The 18,412-nt window shown below is 61.0% G+C and carries 20 protein-coding genes; 7 read left to right on the forward strand and 13 right to left on the reverse strand.

Features of this window, described 5'->3' with window-relative positions; genetic code table 11:
* Positions 1-152 precede the first annotated feature (152 nt).
* Positions 153-1,061: a LysR family transcriptional regulator gene (locus AB4N85_RS06185; RefSeq protein WP_460067392.1), complete on the forward strand. Its 909-nt coding sequence runs from the start codon at positions 153-155 to the stop codon at positions 1,059-1,061.
* A gap of 13 nt (positions 1,062-1,074) precedes the next feature.
* Here AB4N85_RS06185 and AB4N85_RS06190 read toward each other — a convergent pair whose 3' ends face one another.
* Positions 1,075-2,514, reverse strand: a complete 1,440-nt coding sequence (locus tag AB4N85_RS06190; protein ID WP_460067395.1) for an HD domain-containing phosphohydrolase — start codon at positions 2,512-2,514, stop codon at positions 1,075-1,077.
* Positions 2,515-2,602: 88 nt separating this feature from the next.
* Here AB4N85_RS06190 and AB4N85_RS06195 point away from each other — a divergent pair, with 88 nt between their 5' ends.
* Together AB4N85_RS06195 and AB4N85_RS06200 are read left to right on the forward strand one after the other, a co-directional pair.
* Positions 2,603-3,376 carry an alpha/beta fold hydrolase gene (locus AB4N85_RS06195; RefSeq protein WP_460067398.1) on the forward strand — a complete coding sequence of 258 codons (774 nt, stop codon included), beginning with the start codon at positions 2,603-2,605 and terminating at the stop codon, positions 3,374-3,376.
* Between the two features lie 26 nt (positions 3,377-3,402).
* Positions 3,403-4,980: a GMC family oxidoreductase gene (locus AB4N85_RS06200; RefSeq protein WP_460067400.1), complete on the forward strand. Its 1,578-nt coding sequence runs from the start codon at positions 3,403-3,405 to the stop codon at positions 4,978-4,980.
* Between the two features lie 69 nt (positions 4,981-5,049).
* On the opposite strand, the gene AB4N85_RS06205 is transcribed toward AB4N85_RS06200, so the two are convergent.
* From AB4N85_RS06205 to AB4N85_RS06240, 8 genes are all read right to left on the reverse strand, one after another.
* Positions 5,050-5,463 carry a PaaI family thioesterase gene (locus AB4N85_RS06205; RefSeq protein WP_056784917.1) on the reverse strand — a complete coding sequence of 138 codons (414 nt, stop codon included), beginning with the start codon at positions 5,461-5,463 and terminating at the stop codon, positions 5,050-5,052.
* Positions 5,464-5,582: 119 nt separating this feature from the next.
* Positions 5,583-6,524: an AraC family transcriptional regulator gene (locus AB4N85_RS06210; RefSeq protein WP_252869267.1), complete on the reverse strand. Its 942-nt coding sequence runs from the start codon at positions 6,522-6,524 to the stop codon at positions 5,583-5,585.
* Between the two features lie 230 nt (positions 6,525-6,754).
* Positions 6,755-7,579, reverse strand: a complete 825-nt coding sequence (locus tag AB4N85_RS06215) for an oxidoreductase (protein ID WP_150635626.1) — start codon at positions 7,577-7,579, stop codon at positions 6,755-6,757.
* 189 nt (positions 7,580-7,768) lie between these two features.
* On the reverse strand, positions 7,769-8,101 hold the full coding sequence (locus AB4N85_RS06220; protein ID WP_252869268.1) for a hypothetical protein: 333 nt from the start codon (positions 8,099-8,101) through the stop codon (positions 7,769-7,771).
* A gap of 211 nt (positions 8,102-8,312) precedes the next feature.
* Positions 8,313-9,386 (reverse strand): ArsO family NAD(P)H-dependent flavin-containing monooxygenase, encoded by a 1,074-nt coding sequence (locus AB4N85_RS06225; protein ID WP_252869269.1) that lies wholly within the window; start codon positions 9,384-9,386, stop codon positions 8,313-8,315.
* Between the two features lie 68 nt (positions 9,387-9,454).
* Entirely contained in the window at positions 9,455-10,168 is a 714-nt protein-coding gene (gene arsH / locus AB4N85_RS06230) for an arsenical resistance protein ArsH (protein WP_150742658.1), read from the reverse strand.
* Positions 10,169-10,215: 47 nt separating this feature from the next.
* On the reverse strand, positions 10,216-10,686 hold the full coding sequence (locus AB4N85_RS06235) for an arsenate reductase ArsC (RefSeq protein ID WP_095179654.1): 471 nt from the start codon (positions 10,684-10,686) through the stop codon (positions 10,216-10,218).
* Between the two features lie 64 nt (positions 10,687-10,750).
* Complete coding sequence (locus AB4N85_RS06240; protein ID WP_150742657.1) at positions 10,751-11,107, reverse strand: metalloregulator ArsR/SmtB family transcription factor; 357 nt, start codon at positions 11,105-11,107, stop codon at positions 10,751-10,753.
* A gap of 281 nt (positions 11,108-11,388) precedes the next feature.
* On the opposite strand from AB4N85_RS06240, the gene AB4N85_RS06245 reads away from it, so the two are divergent.
* Together AB4N85_RS06245 and AB4N85_RS06250 are read left to right on the forward strand one after the other, a co-directional pair.
* Positions 11,389-11,775 carry a MerR family transcriptional regulator gene (locus AB4N85_RS06245; protein ID WP_056784936.1) on the forward strand — a complete coding sequence of 129 codons (387 nt, stop codon included), beginning with the start codon at positions 11,389-11,391 and terminating at the stop codon, positions 11,773-11,775.
* 70 nt (positions 11,776-11,845) lie between these two features.
* Positions 11,846-12,238, forward strand: coding sequence for a carboxymuconolactone decarboxylase family protein (locus AB4N85_RS06250; RefSeq protein ID WP_016774346.1), 393 nt, complete (start codon positions 11,846-11,848; stop codon positions 12,236-12,238).
* 37 nt (positions 12,239-12,275) lie between these two features.
* Here the strand turns inward: AB4N85_RS06250 and AB4N85_RS06255 are convergent, their stop codons facing one another.
* Positions 12,276-13,190 (reverse strand): LysR family transcriptional regulator, encoded by a 915-nt coding sequence (locus AB4N85_RS06255; RefSeq protein WP_056784938.1) that lies wholly within the window; start codon positions 13,188-13,190, stop codon positions 12,276-12,278.
* A gap of 157 nt (positions 13,191-13,347) precedes the next feature.
* Between AB4N85_RS06255 and AB4N85_RS06260 the strand changes: the two genes are divergently transcribed.
* Entirely contained in the window at positions 13,348-14,358 is a 1,011-nt protein-coding gene (locus AB4N85_RS06260) for a zinc-dependent alcohol dehydrogenase family protein (RefSeq protein WP_236169206.1), read from the forward strand.
* Positions 14,359-14,424: 66 nt separating this feature from the next.
* Here AB4N85_RS06260 and AB4N85_RS06265 read toward each other — a convergent pair whose 3' ends face one another.
* From AB4N85_RS06265 to AB4N85_RS06275, 3 genes are read right to left on the reverse strand one after another with little or no spacing between them, the layout of a single operon-like run.
* Positions 14,425-15,426, reverse strand: coding sequence for an NAD(P)H-quinone oxidoreductase (locus tag AB4N85_RS06265; protein WP_236169207.1), 1,002 nt, complete (start codon positions 15,424-15,426; stop codon positions 14,425-14,427).
* A 1-nt stretch (position 15,427) separates the two neighbouring features.
* Entirely contained in the window at positions 15,428-15,760 is a 333-nt protein-coding gene (locus tag AB4N85_RS06270) for a carboxymuconolactone decarboxylase family protein (protein ID WP_095179658.1), read from the reverse strand.
* A gap of 10 nt (positions 15,761-15,770) precedes the next feature.
* Positions 15,771-17,207, reverse strand: a complete 1,437-nt coding sequence (locus tag AB4N85_RS06275; protein ID WP_252869270.1) for an NAD-dependent succinate-semialdehyde dehydrogenase — start codon at positions 17,205-17,207, stop codon at positions 15,771-15,773.
* Between the two features lie 211 nt (positions 17,208-17,418).
* Between AB4N85_RS06275 and AB4N85_RS06280 the strand changes: the two genes are divergently transcribed.
* Positions 17,419-18,345 (forward strand): LysR family transcriptional regulator, encoded by a 927-nt coding sequence (locus AB4N85_RS06280; protein ID WP_252869271.1) that lies wholly within the window; start codon positions 17,419-17,421, stop codon positions 18,343-18,345.
* Positions 18,346-18,412: the final 67 nt, after the last annotated feature.

Consider the following 18,412-nt stretch of genomic DNA (forward strand, 5'->3'; position numbering starts at 1 on the left):
GGTGACCGTGAGATACGTTTGCACGACGTTGGAAAGTTGAAGGTTCATTGCCTGACTCCTGATTGATGGTCTGGAGTCATCTTGCTGCGCCACAGATAGTTTGTTCAACTGGGACAAACCTTAATGACCTATCCCGAAAATGAGGACAATCCATGGCCCAGGATCGCTTAGCCCTTAATGAACTGGATGCCGTTATAGCGGTGGCACGCAGGGGGTCGTTCCGCCAGGCTGCCATTGATCTCGACGTTTCGACCACCGCGCTGAGCAACACCATTGCGCAACTCGAAGCGCGCCTCGAATCGCGCCTGTTCAACCGCACCACCCGCAGCGTCGCCATCACCGAAGCGGGCAGGGTGTTTCTCGAGCAAGTGGGGCCAGCCTTGCACGACTTGCGCGCGGCACTGGATGCAGTGCGATCGCAGAATGCCGGACCCTCGGGAACGCTGCGCATCAATGCCTTCGCCAGCGCTGCGCGTTCGGCGCTGCTGCCACTGGTGATCGAGTTTTTGCAGCAGCATCCGAAAGTCCACATTGACCTTGTGACCGAAGGGCGCCTGGTGGATATCGTGGCTGACGGCTTCGATTTCGGCGTGCGCTCGGCAGGCCTGGTGCCCAGCGATGTGATTGTAGTGCCTGTCGGCCCGCCGCAACGGTACGCGGTGGTCGGTTCGCCGGGGTATTTTGCACAACACGGCAAACCGCGCTCGCCGTCCGATCTGCCCGGGCATCGATGCATCCGTGTGCGACTGCCGAACGGGGCGATTTTCCCTTGGTATTTCGAGCGCGACGGCGAAGTCATTCGTCTGGATGTGAACGGGCCGCTGACCCTGGATGAATCGAGCGTGGTCAAGGTGGCGGTGCAGGCGGATATGGGGCTGGGCTTTTTCATGGAGCAGGACGTTCGTGACGAAATCCGCAGCGGCGAGTTCGTGCAGGTACTCAAGGACTGGACCCCGCCCCGAGACAGGTTGTGCCTGTACTACCCGAACCGCCGCAATCCCTCTGCGGCCGCCAGGGCATTCATCGAACTTGCTCGCGCCAGGCAGGCTGATCAGGCTTGACCCGGCGCAGGGCTCAGGCGATCAAGCCCAGTGTCAGCCCCTTCAGAGTGGCGGCTGCACGGGTCGAGCATTGCAATTTGCGAAAGATGCTTTCCATGTGCGTGCGTACCGTGCTCGGACTGATAGCCAACAGTTGCGCGACTTGCTTGTTGCTGGCGCCACGGCTGATCTCCAGAAGAATGCGGCACTCACGGGCTGTCAGCAGCGAAGGCTTGGGTTGCCGCAGGCGGCGCTCGCCACTGGCGGCGGCAATGACCGCTTCGCAGACATCGTTATCGAACAGACCACGGCCAGCATCCTGTTTGAGTAGCGTGGCTGCTGCGGCTTCGTCGTGGGCTGCTCGCCATGGCCGGGCTTGCCTCAACGCTACCCAGGCGACCGAGGTGGCGAACAGCCGATGTTCGGCATTCAGTGCATCACCCGCCACGCCGCGAAAATAGCCGCTGCCATCGAGCCGTTCATACGCGTGGGTGGCTATCTCGGCGGCCGCGGTCAGTTCAGGAACCGGTCGGAGCGCCTGTTGCGTCCAGTAAGGCACCAGCCGCACTCGCTCTGCCGCACCGTAGGGCAGCGACCCTGGGCTATTCCATAGGTGATTGGAAACGGCTGCGCGGCCGAGACCGTAAATCAGCGCGGACTTGCCAATGTTTGCCAAAGTCGGCTCACTCAGCCCCCACAGGCGTGCCGCTTCCACGGCAACATGCGCGACCTGACGCGAATGCCCGGCCAGCCATGGCAACTTCAAGTCAATGACGTCTCCGACCAAAGTCAGCGAGACACGACGCTGCTCAGGCGCGGGTTCAACTTTTGTGCAAAGCGTTTCCAGATCCGCCAGCCAGGCCTTGGCATTGGCCACCAGCAACGACACCAGCGACGCTGGATAGCGCCGATCCGACTGCTCGTTGATCCAGCGCAACGCCGCGTCCAGGCCGTGAGCGCGAGTGAGAATATCCAGATCACCGGCCATGACCACCTGATAGGCCACCTCCGGGATATGTTCATGCGCCACGCCGAGCGGTCGGCCAGTGCCGTCGTAGGTTTCGAACACCCGACACAGGCCCGCTTCGACGGCGGTTCCGAGCTGGAGGGTTTTGGCGATTGCACCGGACACTTCACAGTGCACCACGGCCAGCGGGGTTGCCTGATGCACCGCGTTCATCTGCTCATTGCCCAAGGTCAGATCGAGCATTGCGCGGCGACCATCGACGTCGTCACCCAGCAGGTCGGCAAAGCCTTCGGCGTTGGCCGTGCACCCAGACCAGCGCAGCAAGGCAATCTGCTCTGCAACCTGCAGATGCTCACCGTCGCCGTGGCATGCCTGCGCGAGCATCCGCGCCAAAGCGGCAACGCGCCGGGAGTGACCGAGCGGTTGCCCCATGCTGAGGTCACCGACCTGGGCGATGGTTGCCAGTGCGCCGTCCAGTGAGATGTCCAGTTGCAAGCCACTATCCATGAAAAATGCCCCGGGGTCGGATAATTGACCGATGCCCACATCGCAGGCCGGCCAGCACACTCTGAACTCCCGAACAGGAGCTCATCCAATGAAAACAATCAAATCGAAATTCGCCACCGTCGCCTTTGCCCTGGTCAGTACCTTCATGGCCGGCGCCAGCCACGCGCAGGATACAACGCCTTCGGTGGTGATCGTACACGGCGCCTTCGCCGACGGTTCCGACTGGGCCAAAGTGGTGCCACTGCTGCAAGCCAAAGGCGTGGCCGTTACCGTTGTGCAAAATCCGCTCACCTCGCTGGCCGATGACGTTGCCGCCACGCGCCGCGCGCTGAACAACCAGCAGGGCAAGGTGGTGCTGGTCGGTCACTCCTGGGGCGGCACGGTGATCACCGAAGCCGGCAACGACCAGAAAGTCAGCGCGCTGGTGTATGTCGCCGCCTTCGCGCCAGACGCCGGGCAAACCAGTGGCGAACAGGGCAAAGGTGCGCCGACGCCGCCGGGCATCAGTCAGATCAAGGCCGACGGTAACGGCTTCCTCTATCTGACCGCTGAAGGCATGGCCAAGGATTTCGCTCAGGATCTGCCGGCCGCGCAGACCGCCGTCATGACCGCCACACAGGGGCCGATCAAGGCCTCGGCTTTCGAAGATAAAACCACCGTTTCGGCCTGGAAAACCAAGCCGTCCTGGTACCTGCTCGCTACCGAAGACCGGATGATTCATCCCGACGTCCAGCGGTCTGCCGCCAAGCGCATCAGTGCGACCCTCGCCGAGGTGAAGTCCAGCCATGTCCCGCAGCAGTCGCAGCCGGCGCAAGTCGCGGCGGTGATTCTCAAAGCCGTGCACGGCGTTGCTGAGCAGTGATCGCGGCATCGAAGGTGAGCGGGCATATGAACCCTCGAAGTGCTCACGACTATGATTTCATTGTCTGTGGTGCCGGCACGTCGGGCTGCGTGGTCGCTGCGCGGCTTGCCGATCAGTCAGGCGCACGGGTTCTGCTGATTGAAGCCGGCGAACGTTACTCAGGCCCCGAGGTGACCGAACCGGCGCAATGGCCGCTGAACCTCGGCTCCGCGCGCGACTGGGCATTCGAGGGGCAATCCGATCCACGCCTCAACGGTCGACGGCTCCCGCTGAGCATGGGCAAGGGGCTCGGTGGAGGTTCGAGCATCAACGTGATGGTCTGGTCGCGCGGCCATCGCGCCGATTGGGAGCATTTTGCTGCCGAGTCTGGCGACCCGGCCTGGGGCTACGCATCGGTTCTCGATTACTACCGCAGGATCGAAAACTGGCAAGGCAGCCCGGACGCCACTCGGCGTGGTTCAGGTGGGCCGGTACATGTCGAACAGCCGGCCACGCCTCAACCCCTTGCGTGGGCAACGCTGGAGGCGGCCAGCGATCTGGGCATCCCCCGATTCGACAGTCCCAATGGCGAGATGATGGAAGGCGCAGGAGGGATCGCTGTCACCGACCTGCGCATCAAACAGGGCAAGCGCGAATCGGTTTACGACGCCTACATCCAGCCACGGTTGCACTGTCCCGACCTGACGGTGCTGACCGGAGCCTTAGTGACTCGCGTGTTGCTGGTCGGCACCCGGGCCGTCGGTGTCGAAGTGTTGATCGCCGGCGAGCGGCGCTGCTTTCATGCCGCAGCTGAAGTCATCCTGTCCATGGGCGCGGTGCAATCACCGAAAGTGCTCATGCAGTCGGGCATCGGCCCGGCGGATGAGCTGCGAAAACACGGCATCGCACCGGTCGTTCATCTACCCGGTGTGGGCGAGAATTTGCAGGATCATCTGGCGTTCGCTTGCACGTGGGAGTATCGACAACCCCAGGCCGTCGCTGGCAGCGGATGCGAAACCACCTTGTACTGGAAAAGCGACAGCCGCCTGGAAGCCCCGGACCTGTTGCAGTGCCAGTTGGCATTCGCGGTACCGTCTCCGCCTGAGGTCGCCATCGAGCCGCCGGAGCATGGCTGGACCATGTTCGCCGGGCTGGCCAGACCGGCCAGTCGTGGGCGCTTGCGGTTGTCGGGTGCTGGGCCGCTGGATGCGCCGATCATTGAGCCGAACTCCCTGAGCGAGCCCGAGGACATGGCCGCAGCCCATGCGTCGATCGAACTGTGCCGCGCACTCGGCAACAGCCAGGCCTTCAATGCGCTGATCAAGCGCGAAGTCGTGCCCGGTCCCAGAGAGCGTCGCGCTATGGAGCAGTTCATCCGCAATTCGGCCGTGACCTACTGGCACCTGTCGTGCACGGCAAAAATGGGCCGCGATGCGCTGTCGGTGGTTGACCACCAATTACGCGTGTACGGGATCGACGGGCTGCGCGTTGCAGATGCCTCGATCATGCCGCGCATTACCGTTGGCAACACGATGGCGCCGTGTGTCGTTATTGGTGAGCGGGCGGCGGATATGCTTCTGGCTGCGTATGGGGTGACGATGGCGAACACAATGCCTTCAAGGTAATGACCGTGCGGGCGGGGCGGCAAATCCCGGCCTGCCGTCCAGATGTGACGATGAGTCGAGTCAGTCGATTCAATTCATCGGCACGGCGAACACGGCACTGGCGCGCGCAACCGTTCGCTCACCGACGTGCAGACTGACGCCAGCAAACGCCAGTTGGCGGCCCTTTCTGGAGTGCTCAAGGCGCACTTCGAGCCATTCGTTGATTTGCACTGCACCGAGATAATCCAGGGTCATGCTCGCGGTGATCAACGGCTGCGGTGGATCGCTGGAAAAGGCCATGGCGTAACCCATGCCCACGTCCGCCAGTGTCGCCAATACACCGCCATGCAAAGTGCCACGGCCGTTGGCGTGGCGGGAGTCGGTCAGTAAACCCAATTCCAAGTGCAGCCCCTGACCCCTGGCGTAGATCGGGCCGAGCAGATCCAGCAAAGGACTGCTGCGGGTGAACGGAGTAAAACCTTCGGGAATGGCTGTGGTGTTCATGTTCCCATCCTGATGCAGGCGACTGACCTGCATGATTGGGCGAGGAAACGCAGGAGGGGGCAAGCACTATGCGAACGGGGAATTTGCTGCAATAAGTGCGCGGAGCGTGGCACTGAAAATCAGTGCGACGACACAAACGGCGAAGCACTCGTCGGTGCCGGCAGCGCATAGGCCGTTTTCATCCACGCCACTTCCGCTAGCGGCGTGCGGCCGAAGAGGCGTTTGAAGTCGCGGCTGAATTGCGAGGCGCTTTCGTAACCGACCAGAAACGCAGATTTTGCCGCGGTCAGGTCGTTACGCAGCATCAGCAATCGCGCCTGGTGCAGCCGCGTCGACTTCAGATACTGCATCGGCGAGGAATCGGTAACCTTGCGAAAGTGCAGATGAAAATTCGGCACACTCATCTGCGCTTCTTCGGCCAGGGTTTCTACGTCGAGATGTTGGTGATAGCAACTGTGGATCTTGTGGATGGCGCGGGTCACTTTGCCGAACTGGCCTTGTTGGGCGATGGCGGCGCGCAGGGTGCCACCTTGTTCGCCGGTGAGGATACGGTAGTAGAGCTCGCGCAGCATCGCCGGGCCGAGGATTTGCGCGTCGGCATCGTTGCTCATCACTTCAAGAAAGCGCAGGGTCGATTGGCGTAGCGGTTCGTCGAGAGGCGAGGCGTACATGCCCATCGGTTGCGCTGTGGGAAATTCCCACCGCTCATCCACTTGCTGAATCAGCTCGCCGGCCAGGGCGAAATCCAGACGTACGTACACCGCGAGCATTGGCTCGGCTTCGCTGGCGTCGGTTTCCATGGTGAAAGGTACCGGCACTGACACCACCAGATAGTGCTGAGCGTCGTAGACGTAGATTTCATCGCCGAGATAGCCGCGTTTGCGCCCCTGACAGAGGATGACGATGCCCGGTTCATACAACACCGGCGTGCGAGTCAGCGGTCGGTTGGAACGCAGGAAACGCACATCGTCCAGCGGGCTCAGGTTGTAGCCCTCCAGCGGGGCGAGCTGGCTCATTAACTGGACCATGCGCGCTGTGATTGGGTCTTTGGGTTTCGGCATGGGCTGTGGGTTTCCTTGTGAAAAGGCGCGTTCGAACCTGTCTGGCTGATTGGCGGGGTGTCAGACAGAGCCCTCACCCTAGCCCTCTCCCAGAGGGAGAGGGGACTGACCGTGGTGCTTTCTGGTACTACGCCGACCTGTAATATTGTGCCGAACGCGGGGGTTGAATCCACCCGGATCGGCTCCCTCTCCCTCCGGGAGAGGGCTGGGGTGAGGGTGCTTTTGATCTTTCAGCCATCCGTCGAACGACTAAGCGCTGCCCATTGCTCAATACTCTCCGCCGTCTGCTGCAACTTGTCACGCACCAGCGCCAGCGCATCACTGCCCAATAGCAGGTGAGCCGGCGGATCTGGACTGTCGATGATGGTCAGCATGGCCCGTGCAGCTTTCAGCGGATCGCCCAGCTGCTGGCCGCTTTTCTCCTCCCGGGCCTTGCGCACCGGATCGAAGCTTGCGTCGTAGTCACTGATGCTACGCGGCGTGCGTTGCATCGAGCGGCCTGCCCAGTCGGTGCGAAATGACCCCGGCGCCACAGCGGTGACAAAAATATTGAAGGGTGCAAGCTCCTTGCTCAAGGTGTCGGAGATGCCCTCAAGCGCAAACTTGCTGCCGCAGTAATACGCGATCCCGGGCATGGTGATATGGCCCCCCATCGACGTGATATTAAGAACATGCCCCGCGCGGCGCTGGCGAAAATACGGGACGAACGCCTTGGCCACCGCCACCGCGCCGAACACGTTGACGTCGAACTGGCGGCGCATTTCCTGCAGCGACGACTCTTCAAAAATCCCCTCGTGGCCATAACCTGCGTTGTTGACCAGCACGTCCACCGGGCCGTGGCGATCCTCCACTGCCGCAACCACCCCATCGATGGCATCGAAATCGGTAACGTCCAGCACCACCCCATGAGCGCGTTCGGGCGACAGCGCTTCGAAGGCTGCCAGCGCTGATTCGCTGCGCACTGTGCCGATGATCTTATGGCCCTGGGCAAGTGCTTCCTTGGCCAGCGCTTGGCCAAAGCCGCTGCTGACACCGGTGATGAAAAGGGTCTTCATGGATCTGTACTCCAGCAGGCAATTGGAGAGGCCATGCTAGGGCGGATAACGCTGGCGGACGATGCCGAATCGGATCGAAGTATTGCCTGTTCCTATCAATTGAGTTTTCGATCAGGTCTTGCCTCAAAAGACGGAAAAGTCCTGCAGGTCTCAAACCCGCAGGACTTGTCCTGTCTCGGCAACACGCGCTTAAGCTGCGCGACGACCCGGTGTGCGGTCCGATCCATCAGCGGCCAGGGCCTCACCCAATGGGGTGCGGTCTGAACCGTCGGCAGCGATGGCCTGGCCTTGTGGGGTCTTGTCATAACCGTCCTCCGCCAGGCCTTTTTCCTCGAGGCGATTGCGGCCGTTTTCAGCCAGAGCCTGACCCTGCGGCGTACGTTCCGAGCCATCGGCAGCAACAGTCTGCTGTGGTTCGTTGACCTGGGTGAAGAAACGATCTTCCTGATTGCTCGGTACGGCGAATGCGCTGGCGCTGAGGGCGAAAGTGGCGACGGCGATCAGTTGGCTTACAGTTTTCATGGCGGTGACTCCGGTCAAGTTGAGATTGAGGTCCGGGTCGTTCAGATCCGTATCTGGTTAACCCGTTGCAGTGGTGTGTTCTGCATGGGTTCAGATTAGGGGGCAGGGCGGTGTCGGCGTTAGGCGGATACTGTTGGCGACTTGCCTGATTCTGCTCGCTGAAGATGATTTACAGGCTAGCGACCTTATGGCTTCACGGCGCCGCGAGCAATCAGGTTCCGCCAGTGAGATAGCTTTGCACTTGCCTGACTACATCCCGGGCGGTGCGGGTTACGCCGATCAATGTGGCAGAAGCGAGCCCCGTCCAGTCGCCATAACCCACCAGCCACAGTTCGGGCATCGCAACGCTTCGGCTTTCGTCCACAATCACTTTGCCATCCCGGCCTACAACGCCCAGGCTGTTCAGGTGGTCGAGCGCCGGAGCAAAACCCGTGCACCAGATGACAGCGTCCACCTTTGTCTCGATGCCCGATGACCACACAACCCCCGTCGAAGTAAAACGCGTGAACGGCCGTACTGCGTTCAGTACACCGCGTTCGCGAGCTTCCTTGACCGGCGGCACCATGACGATGTCGCCCAGCCCTCCAACGGGCTGTTGAGGCTCGACGCCATCCTGCTGCGCCTTCAGTCGAGCAGTAGCGCGTTCGAACAGGACGCGTCCATCCACCTCATCAGGTAAGAACGTTGGGGCCTGTTGCGTGACCCAGGTTGCCTGAGCCACTTTGGAGACCTCGGCGTAAATCTGGGCGCCGGAGTTGCCGCCACCGACGACAAGGACGGCTTTACCCGCAAACCCGTTCGGCCCGACGTAATGAGCGGAATGAAGCTGCCTGCCTGCAAACAACGCCTGGCCGGGATAGTCCGGTACGAACGGGCGGCTCCAGGTGCCTGTTGCACTGATAACCGCTTTGGCGTCCCAGTAATTGTCCTTTGAGATAACGCGCAACCCGCCTTCGATCTTCTCGACACCGGTCACCCGCGTGGAGCGGATGATGGGGAAGTCATACCGGCGCTCGTACTGAGTCAGGTATTCGACAACATCGTCCCGCCCGGGCGTCCCCTCGGATATGGCCGGCATCGGCCAGCCTGCAATCGAGCTCCATGCCGACGGCGAGAAGAGCCGCAGCGAATCCCAGCCATGCCGCCAGGCGCCTCCCGGTCCCGGCTCGGCATCGAGCAGCACGTAAGACAAGCCTGTGCGCTTCAAAAAATAAGCGACAGTCAGCGCGGATTGGCCACCACCAATGACCACAACATCAAGTGTCGAATTCTGACTCACCAGCATCCTCCCGGCGCAAAGGCCTCAACGAGTGAAAGATCGGGGTCGGGCCATACCGTTGCCCCGCACAGGCATCAAATGGAACGCTGGTTGACTCGTCTGGACAGCTCTTCGGCGGATTCCTTGCGCTCGGAATAACGGTCGACCAGGTAATCCTGACGATCGCGCAAGAGCAGCGTGAACTTCATCAATTCTTCCATCACGTCCACCAAGCGGTCGTAGTACGAAGAAGGCTTCATGCGACCCGCTTCATCGAACTCGGTGAACGCCTTGGCCACGGAAGACTGGTTCGGGATGGTGAACATCCGCATCCAGCGGCCAAGTACCCGCAACTGATTGACCACGTTGAAGGACTGCGAGCCGCCGCAGACCTGCATCACAGCAAGGGTTTTGCCTTGCGTAGGTCGTACAGCGCCCAGCGCCAGCGGAACCCAGTCGATCTGCGCTTTGAACACGGCACTCATGGAACCGTGACGCTCAGGAGAGCACCACACCTGACCCTCTGACCATTGCATCAGCTCGCGCAACTCCGCGACTTTGGGATGAGTGTCGGGGGCGTCATCAGGCAGCGGCAGACCCGCAGGGTCAAAAATCCTGGTTTCGGCGCCAAACTCATTCAGCAGGCGTGCCGCTTCTTGCGTGACCAGACGACTGAACGAGCGCTCTCGCGTCGATCCGTATAGCAGCAAAATGCGAGGTTTGTGGGGCGAAGGATTACGCGGAGACAGCTGCTCCAGCGTAGGAATGTCGATCAGGTCGGCGTGTACGTTTGGCAATGTGTCTTGCATATGAACTCCTGCGGCGGCACCTGGAGGGGGGGCGCCTCGGTTGATCTTCAAAGCGAACCGATGCGGTTCAGTTCAGCTTGCAGTTGGTCAGGGCTCATGGTCTTGAGCGGCAGTGCGAGAAACGCACTCACGCGTTCCTGGATTTTGGCCAGTGTGGTTGCGAACGCTGCGGTGATCTCGGCTTCCGACCCGCTAGCCTCAGACGGGTCGGCCAGACCCCAATGCGCCTTCAGGGCCGGGCCGAAAAAGATCGGGCATGCTTCTCCCGCAGCCCGATCACAGACGGTGATCACGATGTCCGGAGGCGAGCCCTCAAAAGCATCCGAAGCCTTGCTGCTCAAGCCCACTGTGGAAATACCCGCCGCCTCCAGCGTTTGCAGTGCCCGTTGATTCACCCGGCCACTGGGAAAGCTGCCTGAGCTGACAGCGTCTACGCCCTCGGGCGCCAAATGGTTGAAAAGCGCCTCGGACAGAATGCTGCGGCAGCTGTTGTGGGTGCACATGAACAAGATTTTCATCAGACGATTCCTTCATTCAGAAACTGAGGCGCAGTGCCAGGGTGGTTGATCCGGTGGGCATGAATCAGCTGCACATGGCCTGATTGATCGGTCGGTCGCTCATGCAGCACAGGCGCTTGGCCTCGGTTTCCAGCCATGGCTGATTGGCGTCTGCCACTGCCTTCAAAACTGCTGCCACCCACGCGGGCACATCAGGATTCAGTCGGTAGTACACCCATTGACCCTGGCGACGATCCAGCAGCAAACCGGCGGAGCGCAGCAGCGCCAAGTGGCGAGAAATCTTCGGCTGACTCAGGTCGAGCGCTGCCGTCAGCTCGCATACACACAACTCGCCTTCGCGCACGACAAGCAGGGAAATTTTGGCCCGGGTGTCATCGGCCAGACACTTGAACAAGGTGGTGGGGGTCATGGGTTCTGTCATACATCCTCCAGAAGCTTGTGTCTTGACCAAAACGAAGAGCCTGATGCGCTTGCGGATGTCGTGACGCGTAGGGTGAAAGGCGGCGGGATGATTGCCGAGCAATGGATACGGATAACCGAATATACGCATAGTCATATATCTGGTAAAGCGAATATAACAGGGGTTGAACCGTCGAGACTGATAGCGACGGACCGCGCGGATAGTGCCCGCGATTTGTCTGATTCCAACTGATTGAAAATAGCCATTGACTTAGAGCACGCTCAAACCTTTACGGTGATGACATGAATCCAGAACTGACAATTTCACAGTTGGCCAAGCGCCTTGATTTGAGCGCTCACACGATCCGCTATTACGAGCGCATCGGGCTGTTCGACCCGGTTGGGCGCGGTGGCAATGGCCACCGGGTGTACGCCGAGAAGGATGTGCTGTGGGCCGAGTTTCTGCTCCGGTTGAAGGCGACCGGAATGCCGATCCAGCAAATGCTGCGGTATGCCGAACTGCGCCGATCAGGCGACTCGACCCTGGCAGAACGCCGCGAGCTTCTCGAGCAGCATCGCCGGGACGTGCAAGCGCAGATCAGCCAGTTGAGCCAGTCCCTGGAGGTTCTGGATAACAAGATTCAGATCTATCACCAACTCGAGCAAAAGGAGCATCACCATGATCCGTAAACTTCCCGGTTTCAACCGCTTGCTGTCCGCCACATTGATTGGCGCAAGCGTGACCAGTGTGGCAGCGCCGGTGGAGATGACTGATCGTCGAGCGCGCGGAGAAGCCGCTCTGACGCAGATTACTGGCGGACCTGGTCAGGCAGTGGTTGATTCATTGAAGGATACTGCTCCAGAGCTTGCGGACTGGATTCTGAGTTTTGCCTACGGCGATGTCTTCGCCCGCCCCGGGCTCGATCACTGCACTCGTGAGCTGGCAACCGTTGCGGCACTGACCGCACTGGGCAATGCACAGCCACAACTGAAAGTGCATATCGGCGGCGCCCTGAACGTCGGGTGCACACCGGAGGCGGTGGTCGATGTGATCTTGCAAATGACCGTATACGCAGGATTTCCCAGCGCCTTGAACGGTATAACGGCTGCGCGTGAAGTCTTTGCTGCTCGCGGGATCAGTGTTAAATCCTAGGTGCGCACGCTGCAGAAACTGCGGGATAAAGCCAGATTCAACCTACCACCCACCCCCCATGCAACTGCACAAACCGCACCTGCAGCCATTCGATAAACACCTGCACCTGCGCCGGCAAATGCGTGCGGCTCGGGTACAAAAGCGTCACTGGCCGAGGCAGCGGGCGCAGCGGTTGCAGAATTTCCACCAGAGCACCGTTAGCCAGATGCTCTGCCACCGCGATACCCGGTGCCTGAATAATGCCGAAGCCCGACACGCCACACTGCACGTAGGCGTTCGACTCGGTGACGGTAATACCTTGGCGGCTGACGTAGGATTTCTGTTTGCCCTCAACTGAAAACTGCCAGGGCAAGGTGCGGTTGTTCTGGCCCGAGAGAAAGTTCACGCCTTGATGGTTCGCCAGATCTCCAAGCGTTTCCGGTGTGCCGTGCTCGCGCAGGTATTCGGGCGCGGCGCAGGTGACCATGGTCGCCAAGGCGATAGGGCGGGCGATCAGGGTTGAGTCGGGCAGCTCGCCGATGCGCAGCGCGCAGTCGATGCCTTCGCCGACCAGATCAACCGCACGATCGGTGACGCCCAGCACCATATCGATGCCGGGGTAGGTGTCGGTGAATTCGCGCAGGCTTTTGATGAATTCCAGCTGCGCGAACGCCGTGGGAATGTCGATGCGCAGGCGGCCGGACAGCGTGGCTCCGGTGCGATCGAACATTGTGGTGGCGGCGGTGATCTCGGCCAGAATTTCCTGGACCCGCTGATAGAAAAGTTCACCCTCGGCGGTGAGTGCGACTTTCCTCGTAGTGCGCTGGAAGAGGCGCACGCCCAGCGATGTTTCCAGTTCCTGAATATAGCGAGTGACCTGCGGCCGGCCGATGTCCAGCGACTCAGCGGCTTTGGTGAAACTGCCCAGCTCCGCCAGTCGGGCGAACAGGCGCATTGATTGCAGTAATTCCATGACTTTTCCGGTGAGCTTCAGTATCTGGATTTGTTGCCTGAGAATAGAACAATCATGTCTGTTTCCAGGCATTTATTGCGCTGATGTAAAAGCCAATCATGGCCCCAAGGCAAGCCCGCTGAGGGATTGCGGCCAATAATGCATTTGGAGACACATCATGAAAGCGTGGTTACTGAAAGATTTCGGGCTCGACAATCTGCAACTGGGCGAGACGCAAACCCCGCAGCCCAAGGCTGGCGAGCTGCTGGTCAAGGTCGGCGCGGTCTCGCTGAATTTTCGCGACAAGGCCATCGTTGACGGTATCTACGAGCCGCACCTGGTGCCGAAACCGCTGATTCCGGTGAGCGATGCCGCCGGTACCGTAGTTGCAATCGGCGCCGGTGTTACTCGTTTCAAGGTTGGCGACCGCGTCAATTCACATCTGTACTCGCGCTGGTTGGATGGCGAGCCGGGGCCGAGCGAGCCGGATTATTGCTTCGGTTCGCCGCTGCCCGGTGGCCTCGCCGAGTACATGATCATTCATCAGGACAGCGCCGTCGGCGCGCCGGCCAACATGAGCGATGAAGAGGCGGCGACACTGCCGATCGCCGCACTGACTGCGTGGTATGCGCTGGTGGATTTCGGCGCTATTCAACCGGGCCAGACTGTGTTGGTGCAGGGTACCGGCGGCGTATCGATTTTCGCCGTGCAGATCGCCACCGCGCTGGGCGCCAAAGTCATCGCTACCTCAAGCAGCGATGAAAACCTGCACGCGGTAAAACGTCTGGGCGCGGTCGCCGGTATCAACTACCGCAGCACGCCGAACTGGGCGGACGAGGTGCTGAAACTCACCGAGGGCAAGGGTGTGGACCTGCTGCTCGATGTGGCGGGAGGCAATGGCATCAATCAGTCGGTAGCAGCGACCAAGGCCTCGGGGCGGATAGCGCAGATTGGCTTTCTGACAGGGCAGACCGTCGAGCTGAACCTGATGCCGCTGATCTTCCGCCAGACCACCATTCGCGGCATTGCGGTGGCACCGCGTTCATCGTTCGACCGGATGAACGTGTTCCTCGCCGAGCACGACATTCGCCCGGTGATCGACCATGTCTATCCGTTCGAACAGGCGCGCGAGGCCTATGAGCATCTGGCGAAAGGGGCGTTTGGCAAGGTTGTGATCAAGGTGAGCTGATCAGCGAAAACGTCAGACAAACCAAGGCCAGTCAGCTCAACGGACTGGCCTTTTTTTATGTCTGTCCTAGCGCAAATCCTCCGGCTGCATCGTCAGAATAATCTTCCCGACATTCTGCGAAGACTCCATCCTCCGATGGGCATCGGCTGCGCGGGATAGCGGGAAGGTGCTGTCCACCACCGGTTCCAGACTCGCAGCGCCGGCGAAGCGTTCCAGCCAGTGGTCGCGAAAGCGCTGGATCATCGCGTGCTTCTCCGGCTGGGTGCGCGACTTCATCACCGTGCCGATGATTTGCAGATGTCGGTAGAGGATGTGCTCCAGCTCCACGTCGACCTTGCCGCCGCCGCCAAGAATGCCGACCTGCACCAGGCGCCCGCCGTGGACCAGCGAGGCGATGTTGCGGGCGAAGTAGGGTGCGCCAATGAAGTCGATGATCACGTCGACCCCGCGACCTTGGGTTTTGTCGGCGATGACTGCGGCGAAATCCTCGTTTTTGTAGTCGATGGCCACGTCGGCGCCCAGGTGTTCGACGCGCGACAGCTTGCTGCCTTCGGTGGTCGCGTACACCGTGGCGCCCGTGGCAAAGGCCAGTTGCACGGCAGCGGAACCGACGCCGCCGGCGGCGGCATGGATCAGCACCGAGTCACCTGACTGGAGTCGGGCCAGGTGCAGCATCGCTTCGTGGGCGGTGACGAACACTTCGGGAATCGCCGCGGCGTGCACATAGTCGAGCTGCGCCGGAATCGGCATGGCCATGCGGTAGTCGATGCGCGCCAGTTCGGCGTAGGCGCCGCCGCCGACGACGCCCATCACCCGGTCGCCGACGGCGAATCCACTCACCTCGCTGCCGGTCTCGATCACTTCCCCGGCAATCTCCAGACCGATGATCAGCGAGTCGCCGAAGTTCGCATGGCCGTAGCCGCCGGTTCGGTGGGTCAGGTCGGCACGGTTCACGCCGGCCGCATAGACACGCACCAGCAGGTCGGTCGCGCGCACTTCAGGGTTGGGCGCTTCACCGAGTTGCAGCACTTCTGCCGAACCGAATGCTTTCAGGTTGATGGCTTTCATCTCAGCGTTGCTCCGTGTCGGCAAGCGTGGCATTGGCGATGGCCGAGGCGGTGATGGCGCCCGGAAAACCGACGTAAAACGCCAGGTGCGTGATCGCCGCCGCCAACTCTTCATGGCTCACGCCATTGCCGACGGCACGGCGCAGATGCGCGGGTAATTCTTCGCAGTGGCCGCCGGCAATCAGCGCAGCGACAGTGATTAGGCTGCGCTCGCGGGGTGCCAATGCGGGGTCACTCCAGATTTGCGGGTACAGCGTTGAGTCCACGAATTGCGCCAGTTTCGGGGTGAAGGCGCGGGCGGCTTCGCGTGGGCTGCTGAAATCGATAGTCGACATGGAAATCCCCTTAAACCTGGCTGATGAATTTGTTAGTGAGGTAGTGCTCGATGCCTTCGATGCCGCCTTCGGAACCGTGGCCGCTTTCCTTCATGCCGCCGAAGGGCAGCTCGGTGGCGACGATGCGGTACTGGTTGATGCCGATCATTCCGGCTTCCAGGCCATCGGCGACGTCGATCGCGGTGCGCGCATTGGAAGTGAACGCGTAGGCCGAAAGGCCGTAGGGCAGGCGGTTGGCTTCTTGCAGGCCATTGCTCAACTCATCGAAAGGCATCAGTATCGCGATGGGGCCAAAGGGTTCTTCGTGCATGATTCGCGCACTCATCGGCACATCGGCCAATACGGTGGGCTGAAAGAAGAAGCCTGCGCCCGGCAACGCTTCACCGCCGGCCAGCACCCGTGCACCTTTCTCCACGGCGTCGGCGATCAGTTGCTCCATCTTCGCCAGTTGCCGTGGGTTCGCCAGAGGGCCGACCTGGGTTTGCGGATCCATGCCGTCGCCGATTTTCAACGCTTGGGTGGCCGCGACGAAGTGCTCGACAAACTCGGCGTAGGCCTCACGCTGGATAAGAAAACGAGTCGATGAAATGCACACCTGGCCGGTGCCGCGAAAGCGATTGGCGACGCCTTCCACAGCAGCCTCTTCGATGTCGGCGTCGGCAAACACCAGCACCGGGCCGTGGCCGCCCAGTTCCAGAGTGATCGGCTTGACGCCTTCGGCAGCGCGGGCCGAGAGCAGCCGACCGATCGGCACCGAACCGGTGAAGGTCACTTTGCGAACGATCGGTGAGGCAATCAAATGGCTGGACACTTGATCCGGCACACCGAACACCACTTGCAGCACGCCTTTGGGCAAGCCGGCATCGTCCAGCGCCCGGGCCAGGGCCAGCGCGGTGGAGGGGCTTTCCTCGCCAGGCTTGAGCACCACACTGCAACCGGCAGCCAGCGCTGCCGAGAGCTTGCGCGCCGGGGTGATGGCCGGGAAATTCCACGGTGTGAACGCTGCGACGGGGCCGATGGCTTGGCGTTTGACCAGTTGCAGTACACCCGGACGATTGGCCGGGACGACACGGCCGTCGATGCGTCGTGCGCTTTCGGCGAACCACTCGAAATATTCCGCCGCACGGGTCACTTCATCGAGGCTTTCGCGCAGTGGCTTGCCTTCTTCCAGTGTCATCTGCGCAGCGATGTGCGGGGCGCGTTCGAGGATCAGGTCGGCGGCGCGCTTGAGGATTTTTGCGCGCTGGTCCGGCACGGTCTGGCGCCATTGGTCGAAGCTCAGTCGGGCCACTTCGAGGGCGTGATCCAGGTCTTGGGCGGTGGCGAGTGGCACCTGGCCGATTTCCTCGCCGGTTGCCGGGTTGACCACGGCGGCGGTCGCGCGGTCCTGGGCGGTGAGCCATTGACCACCGATGAAGAGATAGAGCGGATCGTAAGGAGTGTTCATGGATGTCGCCTTCATGGTTGAGGATTCATTCGGCGCCTTGTACGCAGTGGTTCAGGCGTCCCGTGGAATCCAGTCTATGGAAGGCGTGCCGTTTGATTTAGCCGGCCACGAGGGAATCATTGTTGTCCCAGAAGGTAATATCGAGCGCAGGAGCGAGCGTGTAGCATCCGACGTTATCCGCAGTGAGTGGCAGGTCTACAGGACGATCAGGATGGACAAACTTTCAAACATGTCGGTGTACATCAAGGTAGTCGAGATGGGCAGTTTCACTGCCGTGGCCAACCATCTCGACTCCACCGTTGGTAACGTATCGCGTGCGGTTTCGGCGTTGGAAAACGTGCTCGACACCCGCCTGTTGCAACGCTCGACCCGGCGTCTCTCGGTGACCGACGCGGGCCGGCGGTTTTATGAACGCTGCGTGAAGATTCTCGCTGACCTGGAAAGCGCCGAAGCCGAGGCGAGCAATGCCGCCTTGCAACCACGAGGGACGTTACGCGTGCACTGCGTGCCCGGACTGGCGCGGCAACTGGTGACCGGCGCGGTGCTGGAATATCGCCAGGCGTTTCCCGAAGTGACCGTCGATTTGATGCTCTCCCAACGCATGCCCAATCTGCTTGAGGATCAGTTGGACGTGTCCATTCTGATCGCGCGAACGCTGCCGGATTCGGCGTATGTCAGCCAGAAGATCGGCGTCAGTCACTGCGTACTGGTGGCCTCTCCGCAATACCTGGCGCGGCATGGCGCCCCCGAAACGCCGGAGCAGCTTTGCGATCATCAATGCCTGCTGCTCGGTACCGTGGATTACGTGCGCGATGAATGGCAGCTCAAAAGCAAGGCGGGCGATGCGACGTTCATTCCGAGTGGGCCGAGTTTCAGCGTGAACGATATGGACGCAATGGCCGTTGCCATTCGCGAAGGGGCGGGGATTGGTCTGTTGGCAGGCTTCACGGCGATCGACGATTTGCGTGCCGGCAGGCTGGTGCGGGTGCTGCCCGATTACCACACCTACGAGCGCAATGTTTACGCGGTCTACACGTCTCGCCAGTTTGTCGATGCGAAGATCACGCGATTCATCGATACCTTGAAAACCCGGGTCGGCGCGCAGTTGGCGAGCACTGCTCAGGCGCTTATCGATTGAAGCGGTAAAGCATTTGCGTCTCAGCGAGCCAACTCTGAGACGCAATGGGTGTGCGAGATATTGGCCG

This window comes from Pseudomonas sp. H1_G08, assembly GCF_054681355.1.